Source organism: Nonomuraea sp. NPDC049714 (assembly GCF_044465295.1).
GTDB lineage: Bacteria > Actinomycetota > Actinomycetes > Streptosporangiales > Streptosporangiaceae > Nonomuraea.
On sequence record NZ_JBITLM010000014.1, the window covers coordinates 231,752 to 243,984 of the forward strand.

Below are 12,233 nucleotides of genomic sequence, written 5' to 3' on the forward strand. Positions count from 1 at the left end.
TGCGGACTTGAAAGGGTGGGACATCGTGCCCGATCCTCCGCTCATCGCCGTACTGCGCAGGCGTCTGCGAGCGGTCCCGCCGCTCGTGGCGGACGGGGCGCTCACCGCGCTGATCACGATCGCGCAGCTCTGGCCGCTGATCTCCAGCGAGAGCTCGACCGGCGTGCCGTACAGCTGGTGGGGTTATGCCGTCGCGGTCGCCTCGTCGCTCCCGCTGATCTGGCGGCGCCGCTTCCCGGTGCCCGTCCTGCTGTCGAGCCTCAGCATCAGCGCCCTGTACGACCTGTCCGAGCAGGTGGCGGACCAGCCCGTGTGGTACGGCTCGCTCGTCGGTTTCTACACCGTCGCCGCCTACTCCACTTTCTGGACCAGAATCATCACCCTCGTCCTGACCGCTGCCGGTATGGCGGTGTTCGTCGGCTCGTCGGAGACAGCGCTGCGCAGCGCCGTGCTGCTCGTCGCCTCGTACGCCATCGGCAGGGCGGCGGCCACCAGCCGCGCGCACGCCGCGGCGCTGGAGGAGCGGGCCGCGCGGCTGGAAAGGGAACGCCAGATGGAAGCCGAACGCGCGGCGGAACGCGAGCGGGCCAGAATCGCCCGCGACATGCACGACATCCTCGCCCACGCGGTCAGCCTCATGGTCGTACAGGCCGAAGCCGGGCCGGTGGCCGTCAGGACCAACCCGGAGCGGGCCGAGGCCGCCTTCGAGGCCATCGCGGGGGCCGGGCGTGACGCGATGGTCCAGCTCAGGCGCATGCTGGGCGCCCTCAAGGAGGACGAGGCGCCCCGGGCCCCTCAGCCCACCGTCGAGGACCTGCCCGAGTTGGCGGCCCAGGTCTCGGGCACCGGTCTGGAGGTGGCCTTCCACACCGTGGGCGAGCCTCGCCCCGTGACACCGGACTGCGCGGTCGCCGCCTACCGGATCACGCAGGAAGCGCTCACGAACATCGTCAAGCACGCCGGCGCCCGCCATGCGGACATCCGGCTCACCTGGGGAGACGACACGCTGATGATCGACATCACCGACGACGGGCGGGGCTCCGGCCTGGCGCTGCCGTCGAGCGGGCACGGGCTGATCGGCGTCCGCGAGCGCGCCGCCGCCTGTGGCGGCACCGCGACCGCGGGCCCCCGCGCGGACGCCCCCGGCTTCCAGGTCTCGGTACGCCTCCCGGCGGCTCGATCATGACCGGCACGGAGTCCGCGCCGGTCGTCCGGGTGGTGGTGGCCGACGACCAGGAGCTGGTCAGAGGCGGGTTCGCGATGATCCTGGACGCGCAACCGGACATCGACGTGGTGGCCGAGGCGGGTGACGGCGTCCAGGCGGTGGCGGCGGTACGCGAGCACGCCCCCGACGTGCTGCTGCTCGACATCCGGATGCCCAGGATGGACGGCATCGAGGCGGCCCGTATCGTGTGCGCCGAATCGGCCTGCCGGGTGCTCATGCTCACTACGTTCGACCTGGACGACTACGTCTACGACGCGCTGCGGGCCGGGGCCAGCGGGTTCCTGCTCAAGGACGTGCGCCGCGACGACCTGGTCAACGCCGTGCGGGTGGTCGCCGGGGGCGAGTCACTGCTTGCTCCCACGGTCACCACGCGGCTGATCCACGAATTCACGTCCAGGCCGACCGCCAGGCCCGCCGCCGAGGCGGCCGGCGCACTGGCCGTACTGACCGCCAGGGAGCGCGAGACGCTCCAGCTCATCGCCCGCGGGCTGTCCAACGCGGAGATCGCCGCGGCCATGGTGGTCAGCGAGCACACCGTGAAGTCGCACGTCAGCAACCTGCTCACCAAGCTCGGGCTGCGGGACCGGGTGCAGGCGGTGATCACCGCCTACGAGTCCGGGCTGGCCGTGCCGGGGGCGTAAGGCGCGGCCGGGAGGGTAGGCCGGGGCTTATGACGGACGGCATTGAGATTGACATGCTCTGGGATGAGTTCCACCGCGTGGTGAACATGACGTCGGAGGAGCTGCGGGCTTACCTGCTCGCCGACGCCTCCGGCGAGGACGGCTTCGCGCCCGATCCCGATCTGGGCATCGACAGCCTGGGCCGGGGCGTGCTGCACGTCCTGGGCAAGCGCAAGGTGGACCTGACCAAGGACGACTACGACACGATGCGGCGAGTCGTCGAGCTGGTGGAGACCGTGGGCGACAAGACGGACGACGAGTCCCGGCACCTGCTCATGTCCGCCGGCCACGATCCGCTGCGGGCCTAGCGCCATGGTCGAGCCGCACTCGTGGATCGACGGCTACCTCCGGGCGTGGGAGTCCAACGATCCGGACGAGATCGCCGCCTTGTTCACCGAGGACGCCATCTACTCCAACGAGCCGTACAGCATCCCCGCGCGCGGGCGCGACGAGATCGTCGCGAACTGGCTCGCCCGCCAGGACAAGCCGGGCGAGACCACGTTCGAGTGGCATCCGGTGTGTCTCACCGACGAGGTGAGCGTCATCCAGGGCGTCACTACATATCCGGACAAAACGTACAGCAACTTGTGGGTGATCCGATTCGTTCCCGACGGCAGGTGCCGGGAATTCACCGAATGGTGGATGGAGCATGACGCAAGGTGATGCAATAGGCCGACCACCACCCGAGGAGGCCCGTTGAGAGACAACCTCGACCTCGCCGCGAACGCCCAGCAGCTCGCCGACGCCGCACCGGCCGGATCGATCGACCGCGCCGCGGCGAAGTCCGTGGCGATCACGCTCGCTACGACTCGCGACGTCACGCAGGCCAGACAGACGCTCGACGGGCTTTCGCCCGCGGACGTCCGGCAAGCGGCATTGGCCCTCTTCGACCGCCTCTCGGCGAGCTAACCCGGGTTCGGCCCGCTCCCAAGCGGCACCGCCATCGAGCGGTGCCGCCTGTTTGCGTTGCGCCGGATTCTGGGTGCCCGGATTTTTGGCGGCCGGGTTCTAGGCCGGGGTTCTAGGCCGGGGTTCTAGGCCCGGTGTTCGGCCAGCACGGAGCGCATGTCGGAGATGGCCCGCAGGGTGCCCCGGACCGTGCCGGTGACCTTGGAGCGTCCTGCGCGCGGCAGGTAGTCCACCTCCACCTCGGTGACCCGCCAGCCGACGGCGGCGGCGCGCAGCACCATCTCCAGCGGGTATCCGAAGCGGCGGTCGGCCAGCCCGAGCCCGATCAGCGCTTCCCTGCGGCAGGCCCGCATCGGCCCCAGATCATGCAGCGGAATCCCGGCCCCCCGCCGCAACCTCCAGGCCAGAACCGCGTTCCCCAGCCTGGCATGCACCGGCCACGCCCTGTCGCCTCCATCGCCCAGCTCCCTACGGCGGCCGAGGACCAGGTCGCTCTCGCCCGCCAGGACCGGGGCGGTGACGAGGGGCAGCTGGCGGGGGTCGAGGGAGGCGTCGGCGTCCATGAAGCAGACGAGGTCGGCCGTCGCCGCCAGCAGGCCCGCGTGGCAGGCCGCGCCGAAACCACGCTGCGGCTCCTGGACGACCAGCGCGCCGTACGCGGCCGCGATGTCCGGCGAGCCGTCGGTGGAGCCGTTGTCGACCACGATGGGGCGGTATCCGTACGGGATGCGTTCGAGCACCCACGGGAGCGCGGCGGCCTCGTTCAGACAGGGCAGCACGACATCGATCATGCGACAGACGCTAGGCCCCACCGCCTGGCAGCGGTCTTACGAAGTCATGACGGCCCGACGCGCGTCCTCGGAGCCGGTCTCCAGGGGGCGGTCACCTAGGCGGTGAATTCCTTGAGGCCGTCGGTGAAGGAGATCTGGGCGCGGAACCCCAGGTCTCTGGTGGCTCGGGCCGGGGAGGCGACGATGTGGCGGACGTCTCCCAGGCGGTAGGCGCCCGTTGTGACGGGGTGGGGGCCGCCGGTCTGGTGGGCGAGGGCCGTCGCCAGCTCGCCGACCGTGTGCGGGGTGCCGCTGGCGATGTTGTACGGGGTCAGGGCGCCGGGGACGCCTGCCCGCAGGGCCAGGACGTTGGCGTGGGCCACGTCTCGGACGTGTACGAAGTCGCGGCGCTGGCCGCCGTCCTCGAAGACCCGTGGCGCCCGCCCGGCCAGCAACGCCGACAGGAAGATCGAGGCGACTCCGGCGTACGGCGTGTCCCTGGGCATGCGGGGGCCGTAGACGTTGTGATAGCGCAGGGCCACGGCGGTGCCGCCGGTCTCGCGGGCCCAGTTGGCGGCCAGGTGCTCCTGGGCGAGCTTGGTGGTGGCGTAGGCGTTGCGGGGGTCGAGGGGGGCGTCCTCGGCGATGACGGCCGGGGCCAGCACGCTGCCGCAGGCGGGGCAGCGGGGGTCGAACAGGCCCTGGGCCAGGTCGTCCGCCTGCCGGGGGCCCGGCCGTACCCGCCCGTGGGTGAGGCAGTCGTACGCCCCCTCGCCGTAAACCACCATCGAGGAGGCGAGCACCAGCCTGGGCACGCTGTGCCTGGCCATGGCGGCGAGCAGGACGGCGGTGCCGTAGGCGTTGACGGAGGTGTAGTCGGGCAGGTCGGCCACGTCGACGCCGAGCCCGACCTTGGCGGCCTGGTGGACGACGGCGTCGACGCCGGGCAGCAGCCGGTCGAGGGCGTCGGCGTCGCGTACGTCCACGCCGCTGACCAGGTCAGCGGCGAGCACCTCGCAGGCGGGGGACGCCCCGGCGCCCGGTGGATCGGAGAGCGCCTCGGAGTTGGAGAGCGCCTCAGTGCCGGAGAGCGCCTCAGTGCCGGAGAGCGCCTCGGCGATGTGGCTGCCGATGAAACCCGCTGAGCCGGTGAGCAGTACACGCATGCCGCCGATCCAACACCCGCCCGGCGCGTGCCGATCTTACGAAGCGGGAACGTCGCCCAGGTGCCCCACCAGCCGCTGGACCTGCTCGGCGTAGTAGGCGCCGAACTCCGGTGAGGCGGGGTCCCGCTCGCAGACGGCCCTGACGAGCTGCGGGAAGGAGATGCCGGCCGCGGTCATCGCGAACAGCGCCACGAGCACCGCCGCAGGGTCGAGGTCCGCCGGGAACTCGCCGGCCTTCTGGCGGCGGCGGAGCTGTTCGACGTCGCGGCGCATGTCCTCGGCGAAGCTCTCGTCCGGTGGGCCGTCGTCGGTCAGCCCCTGCCAGAGCATCAGCTTGCCGAAGTCGCGGCGCTCGGAGTTGGCTCGTACGTAGCCGGCGACGAGCTCCGCCAGTGTCGCGCCGTGGTCGGCGAAGGCGCTCTCCTCGCCCTGCCATCGGGTGTTGATCGCCTGGTAGAGGCCCTCCTTGCCGCCGAAGTAGTAGGAGATCAGCTGTTTGTTGACGCCGGCTCTGGCGGCGATCTCGCCGACCCGGGCTCCGGCGAAGCCCTTGGCCGCGAACTCCTCCAGCGCCGCCTGCACGATGCGGGCCTTGGTGCGCTCGGGGTCGCGCTGCTTCTCCTCTGGCGCTCGTCTCATGCCGCGAACTTTATCATCCATCCGTTTGGTTGACAGTTTCATCCGAATGGTTGATAGTCGGGGACATGACGAACGACATCGCGATCATCGGCGGCGGCATCGGCGGCCTCTGCCTGGCCCAGGGACTGCGCAGGGCGGGCCTTCCGGTCACCGTCTACGAGCGCGACCGCACCCCCGCCGACCGGCTGCAGGGCTACCGCGTGCACATCGACCCCCACGGCGCGCGGGCGCTGCACGACTGCCTGCCTCCGCACCTGTGGCAGGCGTTCCTGGACACCACCGGACAAGGCGGTCAGGACTTCGGCTTCCTCAGCGAGAAGATGCACCTGCTGGCGCTGCTGGAGACGGCCGAGGCCGCCGATCCGGCCGACGGCCACCACTCGGCCAGCCGCATCACGCTCAGGCAGGTGCTGCTGTCCGGGCTCGACGAGGTGGTGCGGTTCGGCAGGACGTACGAGCGCTACGAGCGACTGCCGGACGGGCGGGTCAGGCTGCACTTCGCCGACGGCGGCAGCGAGACGGCGGGCATCGTGGTCGCGGCCGACGGCGGGAGCTCACGGGTGCGCGGGCAGTATCTGCCGCACGCCCGACGGGTCGACACCGGCATCACGACGGTGGCGGGCAAGTTCCCGCTCACGGAGGAGACCAGGGGGCTCCTGTCGCCCCGGCTGGTCGACGGCCCCAACACGGTCATCCCGCCCAGCGGCCTCGGCCTGTTCTGCGCCCCGCACGACCTGAGTGAGTCCACGGGCACCGCGAACATCCGCGACATCGGCCCCACCACAGGCGGCGCCGCTGCCGGGCTCGGCGGTATCGGGGCGACCGAGCAGGAGGGCGCGCTGATGGACAACACCAGCAGCTACGTCCTGTGGGCCCTCGGCGCGGCCGGCCACCACTTCCCGCCCGACATTTCGGAAATGTCGGGCGAGCAGCTCAAGGCCACGGTGTCCCGCATGATCGAATCCTGGCACCCCGACCTGCGCAGACTCGTCGACGACTCCGACCCGGGCACGGTCTCCCTGCTGCCGATCCGTACATCGATCCCCGTCGAGCCCTGGCAGACCACGAACATCACCCTGCTCGGAGACGCCATCCACAGCATGACCCCGATGCGCGGCATCGGCGCCAACACCGCGCTCCGCGACGCCCGCCTCCTCACCCAGGCCCTCACCAGCGCCCTCGCCCACGGCCAGGACCCGCTCCAGGCCATCGCCGGCTACGAGGCCCGGATGCGGGAGTACGGTTTCGCGGCCGTACGGGACTCGATGCGCGCGGCCGAGCAGTTCGTCGGCGGCAACCGGATGGCACGGGCCGGCTTCAAGGCGTTCCTCCGCACGGCCCAGCGCTTCCCCGCCCTCAAGGCCAGGGTGTTCGCCGGCGAGTAGGGCTATCTGAGAGCGGGTTCGGCCGGCATCCTCGCCATAACCAGCCTTTAAACTTCTGGTAAGCCACCACGAGGCTCGGGCGGTCCGCAGGCTGCGTACTGTGGTAGGAGCAGTGCGGCAACGCATGCCAGCCGCTGCTACACATGGAGTGCGCCAGGTTCGATCTTCCGCAATCGCGGGGAATGCGCCAATGTGGGGGCAGCTTCCACCGCGAAAGAAGGAGACCAGTGGCCGATCCCGTCACGCTCGGAACCCGAGGCAGCGACTTCGCCAGACTCGTCGACAAGATCACCGAAGCCGGTCTGCTGAACCGGCGACCTGTTTACTACGCGATCCGGATGAGCCTCGTCATGGGCGCCTACCTGGGTGCCTGGGCGCTGTTCGCCTGGGTCGGCGCCTCGTGGTGGCAGTTGCTCGTCGCCGTACTGCTCGCCGTGATCTCCACCCAGATCGGGCTCGTCTCCCACGACGTGGGACACCGGCAGGTCTTCCGGACCCGCCGCGCCAGTGACATCGCCGGGCTGCTGTTCGGCAACCTCGCCATCGGGCTCGGCTGGGGCTGGTGGAACAACAAGCACAACCGTCACCACGCCAACCCCAACCATGAGGACCACGACCCGGACGTCTCCCCCTCGGTGATCGTCTGGTCGCAGGACCAGCTGGGCAGGACGACCCCCCTGGCCCGCTTCATCGCCAAGCGGCAGGCCTACTGGTTCTTCCCGCTGCTCACCCTCGAAGCCTGGCATCTGCACGTCGCCAGCATCAAAGAGGTGTTCAAGCCCACGGCCAAGCGCCGCGGCACCGAGGGCGCGCTGCTGGCCCTCCACTTCGTCCTCTACTTCGGCCTGATCTTCACCGTGCTGCCGTTCGGCATGGCGCTGGCGTTCATCGTGGTGCACCAGGGGCTGTTCGGCATCTACCTGGGCTGCTCGTTCGCGCCCAACCACAAGGGGATGCCGATCCTGACCGCCGAGGACAAGCTCGACTTCCTGCGCAAGCAGGTGCTGACCTCGCGCAACGTCAAGGGCGGCGTCTTCACCGACGTGCTGCTCGGCCAGCTCAACTACCAGATCGAGCACCACCTCTTCCCGAACATGCCCTCGCCCAACCTGCGCAAGGCCCAGCCGATCGTCCGGCGCTACTGCGAGGAGATCGGCGTCAGCTATCTGGAGACCGGGCTGATCAAGTCCTACAGCCAGGCTCTCAGCCACCTCAACGAGGTCGGCGTCCCGCTGCGCTGACGCGCTTCGGGGGCCGCTCGGCCCTCGGAGCGCTCAGTCCTCTTCCAGCCGCCGGCGCAGCGTCTCCCTGCGCACTTCCAGCTCGGCGATGAGTCCCGCCCGCTCATCGGCCTGCGCGATCATGGCAGCGATCTCGAACTGGTCGGTCGCCCCCATGTCGCGGATCTGGTCGCGCAGATCCTGGTTGTCCTGCTTCAGCTTCGCCAAGTCTTCGTCGAGTCGGCGCAGGTCGTCTTTGGTGCTCATTCCCCAGCACTACCCGCGTGTACCTCGGCTACCACCACGGGTGGATGTATCCATGACGGCGGCCGTACAGAATGGCAAGCATGCGCAGGTTCACGACTGGAACCGTCGTGTCGCTCGCCGTGGTCGGTGTGGTGCTGGCCGCCGTGGTCGTCACGGGGGTCCTCCGTGCGGAGCGGCAGCCCAACGTCCTGGACGTGCTGCTGCCGCTCGTCGCGGCGGCCGGGGTGCTGCTCCGCGAGCGTTATCCGGTGGTGGCGCTGGTGGTCGTGTCGGCGGCCGTGGTCGCCTACTATCCCTTCGCCAGGCTCGACGGGCCGCTCATCCTGCTGCCGTTCATAGTCCTCTACACCGCCGCCGACCGGGGCCATCTCATCGCCGCCATCGCCACCGGCGCGGCCTCGCTGCTGGCCATGGGGCTCGGCGAGGCCGGAGGCGTCCGGCACGTCGACGACAGCACGTTCGTGATGATCGCGGGCTGGGTGGCGGCGGCCATCGCCGCGGGCGGCGTGACCCGCAACCGCCGCGCCTTCCTCCAGGAGGCCGAGCGGCGGGTGCGCGACGCCGAGCACGGCAAGGAGGAGGAAGCGCGGCGGCGGGCGGGCGAGGAGCGGCTGCGCATCGCCAGGGAGCTGCACGACGTGCTCGGGCACAACATCTCCATGATCAACGTGCAGGCCTCGGCCGCGCTGCACGGGCTGAAGAAGCGGCCCGAGGACGCCGAGTCGGCGCTGCGTACGATTAAGGACACCAGCAAGGAGACGCTGCGCGAGTTGCGTACCACGCTGGGCGTGCTGCGCCAGGTGGACGAGGGCGCGCCGACCGCGCCCGCCGGGAGTCTGGCGCGGCTGGAGGCGCTGGTGGAGACCTCGGGGCTGACCGTGCGCACCCAGGTGTCGGGGCCGCTGGACGGGGTGCCCGTGGAGGTGGATCTGGCCGCCGCCCGAATCATCCGGGAGGCGCTCACGAACGTGTCCCGGCACTCCGGCAGCAAGGAGGCCCGCCTGACCGTCAGCAACACGTCCGGAAATATCATGATCCGTGTCGAGGACGACGGTCCGGGCGTCGCCTTCACCGAGGGCAGCGGCTTCGGCGTGCAGGGCATGCGCGAGCGCGCCACCGCCCTGGGCGGCAACCTCGACGCCGGCCCCAGGCCCGAGGGCGGCTTCCGGGTCGTCGCCGCACTACCGCTGAACGGAGCGTCATGATCCGCACGCTGCTCGCCGACGACCAGCATCTGGTACGGGCCGGCTTCCGGTCCATCCTGAGCGACGAGGACGACATCGAGGTGGTCGCCGAGGCCGCCAACGGCGCCGAGGCGGTGGCGGGAGCCCGCGAGAGCAGGCCCGACGTGGTCCTCATGGACATCCGCATGCCGCAGCTCGACGGCCTGGAGGCGACCCGCCGGATCTGCGCCGATCCCCGGCTGGCCGAGGTCAAGGTGATCATCCTGACCACGTTCGACCTCGACGACTACGTCTACGGCGCGCTGCGCGCGGGCGCCAGCGGCTTCCTGGTCAAGGACACCGAGCCGGCCGAGCTGATCCACGCCGTGCGGGTGGTCGCCAGGGGCGACGCGCTGATCGCGCCGTCGGTCACCCGCAAGCTGATCGCCGAGTTCGCGGGCCGGGTCAAGCGCCCCGAGCCGGGGCCGGAGCTCAACGCGCTCACCGAGCGGGAGCGGGAGGTCCTGGCGCTGGTCGCGGGCGGGCTGTCCAATGACGAGATCGCGGCCAGGCTGGTGCTCAGCCCCGCCACGGCCAAGACCCACGTCAGCCGGATCATGAGCAAGCTCCGGGTGCGCGACCGGGCCCAGCTCGTGGTGCTCGCCTACGAGGCCGGAGTCATCACGCCGGGCTGGCTTACCCCCTGAGTCGTACACTTCCGGGCGCCGTGTCACCGGGGGTGTACACCAGGTGCCCGCCCCGGGCTGACGCGCCGGGGCAGGCCCGAGCCGGATGCTGCTCGGCATGGAGACAGTCGAACTCGCCCGTCTGCAGTTCGCGCTCACCGCGGGCGCGCACTTCCTGTTCGTGGCGCTGACGCTCGGCCTGGCGACGCTGGTGGCCGTCGTCCAGACCAGGGCCACGTTCGGGCGCGACCCGGTGCACCAGGCGATGACGCGGTTCTGGGGGCAGCTCTACATCATCAACTACGCGATGGGCATCGTCACCGGGCTGGTCATGGAGTTTCAGCTCGGGCTGTCGTGGAGCGGGCTGACGGAGTTCGCGGGCAACGCGTTCGGCTCCGCGCTGGCACTTGAGACGATGATCGCGTTCTTCGTCGAGGCGACGTTCCTGGGCCTGTGGATCTTCGGCTGGAACAAGCTGAACCGCTGGGCCCACCTGGCGCTGATCTGGGTGGTCACGCTCACCGCCTACGCCTCGGCGTTCTGGATCATGGTGTCCAACGGCTTCCTGCAGAACCCGGTCGGTCACCGGATGCAGGGCGGCGCGCTGCACCTGGCCGACTTCGGCGCGATGGTGGCCAACCCGGCGGCGCTGGTGGCGTTCGGGCACATCCTGAGCGGCGCGCTGGTGGTCGCCGGGTTCTTCATGGCCGGGGTGAGCGCCTACCACCTGCGCAGGCGGACGGCCGAGCAGGACTTCTTCCGCAAGTCGCTGCGCGTCGGGATCACGGTCGCGCTGCCCGCGACGCTGGTCACCGCCACGTTCGGCGGCATCGGGTTCCAGGAGTTGCAGCCCACCAAGAGCGCGGCCTGGGTCGGTGACGCCGGGCGGATGGCCGAGGCGCAGGCCGAGATGGTGGCGCTGCACGGGCCCGGCGACTACCTGCCACCCGTGGCGTGGGTGCAGAGCGGCGCGATGACGATGCTGATCCTGTTCGCGCTGATGTTCTTCTTCTCCGGGCTGAGCTTCCTGCTGATGCTGTTCCGGCCGGTCGTGCGGGGGCTGCGGATCTGGCACTGGCTGCTGACCGCGATGATCCCGGTGCCGTTCGTGGCCATGCTGGCCGGGTGGATCTTCCGTGAGATGGGGCGGCAGCCGTGGGCGGTCTACGGGCTGCTGACGACGGCCGACGCGATGTCACCGGTGACCGCCGGGCAGATGCGGTTCTCGGTCATCGCCTTCACCTCGGTGTTCGCCGTACTGGTCGTGATCAATTACTGGCTGCTGGCCAGGGCCGCGCGGCGCGGGCCCGTCGGCGTGACCCTGGGCGACCGCCCGATCGAGACGGCCACCCCCGTCCTGACGTTCTGAGGGAGCGGACATGGAGCTCTTCATCCTGGCCTTCTTCGCACTCGGCTATCTGGTGCTGGCGGGGGCCGACATCGGGGTCGGCATGCTGCTGCCGTACCTGGGGCGGACCTCGGAGGAGCGGCGGGAGACGATCGCCGCGATCGCGCCGTTCTTCCTCGGCAACGAGGTGTGGCTGGTGGCCACCGCCGGGGTGCTCGTCGGCCTGTTCCCCCATCTGGAGACCGAACTGCTGGTCGGGCACTACTCGCTGGTCGTGATCCTGTTGCTGTCGTGGGTGGTCCGCGACATGGGGCTGTGGCTGCGCGGCAGGGTGGCGGGCGCCGGCTGGCGGCGGCTGTGGGACGGGGCGATCGTCGCCGGCAGCTGGGGGCTGGCGCTGAGCTGGGGGATGCTGCTCGGGGACGTGCTGCTGGGGATGGGCGGGCCGCTCGCGCTGCTGCCCGCGCTGGTGCTGGCGGCGCTGTTCGCCACGCACGGGCTGGCCTTCGCCGCGCTGCGGCTGCGCGGAACGCTGCGTGAGCGCGCCGCGGTGCTGTCGGGCGGCGCGGGCGAGGTACGCACCCTCGCCCTGACGGCGACCGCCATGGCCGTCGTCGGAGTGCTGGCCGGGCTGCGGCTGCCCCTGGAGCCGGGGACGTCCGGTGCGCTGCTGGTGCCGGTCATCCTGGTCATGATGCCGCTGCTGGTGGCGTCGCAGGCGTGGGTGTGGTGGACGTTCAGGCATCGCGTGAGCGGCCCGTCGTACCTCTGAGGA

15 protein-coding genes are annotated in these 12,233 nt (G+C 70.6%); 11 read left to right on the plus strand and 4 right to left on the minus strand.

The features are described from left to right. Positions 1-25 precede the first annotated feature (25 nt). Genes ACIBQX_RS41350 through ACIBQX_RS41370 form a run of 5 tightly spaced genes read left to right on the plus strand, consistent with a single transcriptional unit; the run spans position 26 to position 2,814 of the window. Positions 26-1,186, plus strand: a complete 1,161-nt coding sequence (locus ACIBQX_RS41350) for a sensor histidine kinase (protein ID WP_397014520.1) — start codon at positions 26-28, stop codon at positions 1,184-1,186. Beyond that, a complete protein-coding gene (locus ACIBQX_RS41355) occupies positions 1,183-1,866 on the plus strand; it encodes a response regulator (RefSeq protein ID WP_397014522.1) in 684 nt (227 codons plus the stop codon). The genes ACIBQX_RS41350 and ACIBQX_RS41355 overlap by 4 nt, the downstream gene beginning before the upstream one ends. Positions 1,867-1,919: 53 nt before the next feature. Further along, positions 1,920-2,213, plus strand: coding sequence for a DUF3140 domain-containing protein (locus ACIBQX_RS41360; protein ID WP_397014524.1), 294 nt, complete (start codon positions 1,920-1,922; stop codon positions 2,211-2,213). A 4-nt stretch (positions 2,214-2,217) separates the two neighbouring features. Next, positions 2,218-2,568 (plus strand): nuclear transport factor 2 family protein, encoded by a 351-nt coding sequence (locus ACIBQX_RS41365; RefSeq protein ID WP_397014526.1) that lies wholly within the window; start codon positions 2,218-2,220, stop codon positions 2,566-2,568. A 33-nt stretch (positions 2,569-2,601) separates the two neighbouring features. After that, a complete protein-coding gene (locus ACIBQX_RS41370; RefSeq protein WP_397014528.1) occupies positions 2,602-2,814 on the plus strand; it encodes a hypothetical protein in 213 nt (70 codons plus the stop codon). A gap of 125 nt (positions 2,815-2,939) precedes the next feature. Here the strand turns inward: ACIBQX_RS41370 and ACIBQX_RS41375 are convergent, their stop codons facing one another. The 3 genes from ACIBQX_RS41375 to ACIBQX_RS41385 all read right to left on the minus strand — a co-directional run bounded on the left by ACIBQX_RS41375 (position 2,940) and on the right by ACIBQX_RS41385 (position 5,389). Beyond that, positions 2,940-3,605, minus strand: a complete 666-nt coding sequence (locus tag ACIBQX_RS41375; RefSeq protein ID WP_397014530.1) for a glycosyltransferase family 2 protein — start codon at positions 3,603-3,605, stop codon at positions 2,940-2,942. 95 nt (positions 3,606-3,700) lie between these two features. Beyond that, entirely contained in the window at positions 3,701-4,750 is a 1,050-nt protein-coding gene (locus tag ACIBQX_RS41380; protein ID WP_397014532.1) for an NAD-dependent epimerase/dehydratase family protein, read from the minus strand. 36 nt (positions 4,751-4,786) lie between these two features. Further along, positions 4,787-5,389, minus strand: coding sequence for a TetR/AcrR family transcriptional regulator (locus ACIBQX_RS41385; RefSeq protein ID WP_397014534.1), 603 nt, complete (start codon positions 5,387-5,389; stop codon positions 4,787-4,789). Between the two features lie 65 nt (positions 5,390-5,454). On the opposite strand from ACIBQX_RS41385, the gene ACIBQX_RS41390 reads away from it, so the two are divergent. Then, a complete protein-coding gene (locus ACIBQX_RS41390; protein WP_397014536.1) occupies positions 5,455-6,774 on the plus strand; it encodes an FAD-dependent oxidoreductase in 1,320 nt (439 codons plus the stop codon). 305 nt (positions 6,775-7,079) lie between these two features. Beyond that, positions 7,080-8,015: a fatty acid desaturase family protein gene (locus ACIBQX_RS41395; protein ID WP_397014679.1), complete on the plus strand. Its 936-nt coding sequence runs from the start codon at positions 7,080-7,082 to the stop codon at positions 8,013-8,015. Between the two features lie 33 nt (positions 8,016-8,048). Here the strand turns inward: ACIBQX_RS41395 and ACIBQX_RS41400 are convergent, their stop codons facing one another. Further along, positions 8,049-8,261 (minus strand): hypothetical protein, encoded by a 213-nt coding sequence (locus tag ACIBQX_RS41400; protein WP_397014538.1) that lies wholly within the window; start codon positions 8,259-8,261, stop codon positions 8,049-8,051. 80 nt (positions 8,262-8,341) lie between these two features. Between ACIBQX_RS41400 and ACIBQX_RS41405 the strand changes: the two genes are divergently transcribed. The 4 genes from ACIBQX_RS41405 (at position 8,342) to ACIBQX_RS41420 (ending at position 12,230) form a co-directional block, all read left to right on the plus strand. Then, positions 8,342-9,466: a sensor histidine kinase gene (locus ACIBQX_RS41405; protein ID WP_397014540.1), complete on the plus strand. Its 1,125-nt coding sequence runs from the start codon at positions 8,342-8,344 to the stop codon at positions 9,464-9,466. Beyond that, positions 9,463-10,131 carry a response regulator gene (locus tag ACIBQX_RS41410; protein WP_397014542.1) on the plus strand — a complete coding sequence of 223 codons (669 nt, stop codon included), beginning with the start codon at positions 9,463-9,465 and terminating at the stop codon, positions 10,129-10,131. The genes ACIBQX_RS41405 and ACIBQX_RS41410 overlap by 4 nt, the downstream gene beginning before the upstream one ends. Positions 10,132-10,228: 97 nt before the next feature. Then, a complete protein-coding gene (locus ACIBQX_RS41415) occupies positions 10,229-11,479 on the plus strand; it encodes a cytochrome ubiquinol oxidase subunit I (RefSeq protein WP_397014544.1) in 1,251 nt (416 codons plus the stop codon). Positions 11,480-11,489: 10 nt separating this feature from the next. Further along, a complete protein-coding gene (locus tag ACIBQX_RS41420; RefSeq protein ID WP_397014546.1) occupies positions 11,490-12,230 on the plus strand; it encodes a cytochrome d ubiquinol oxidase subunit II in 741 nt (246 codons plus the stop codon). Positions 12,231-12,233: the final 3 nt, after the last annotated feature.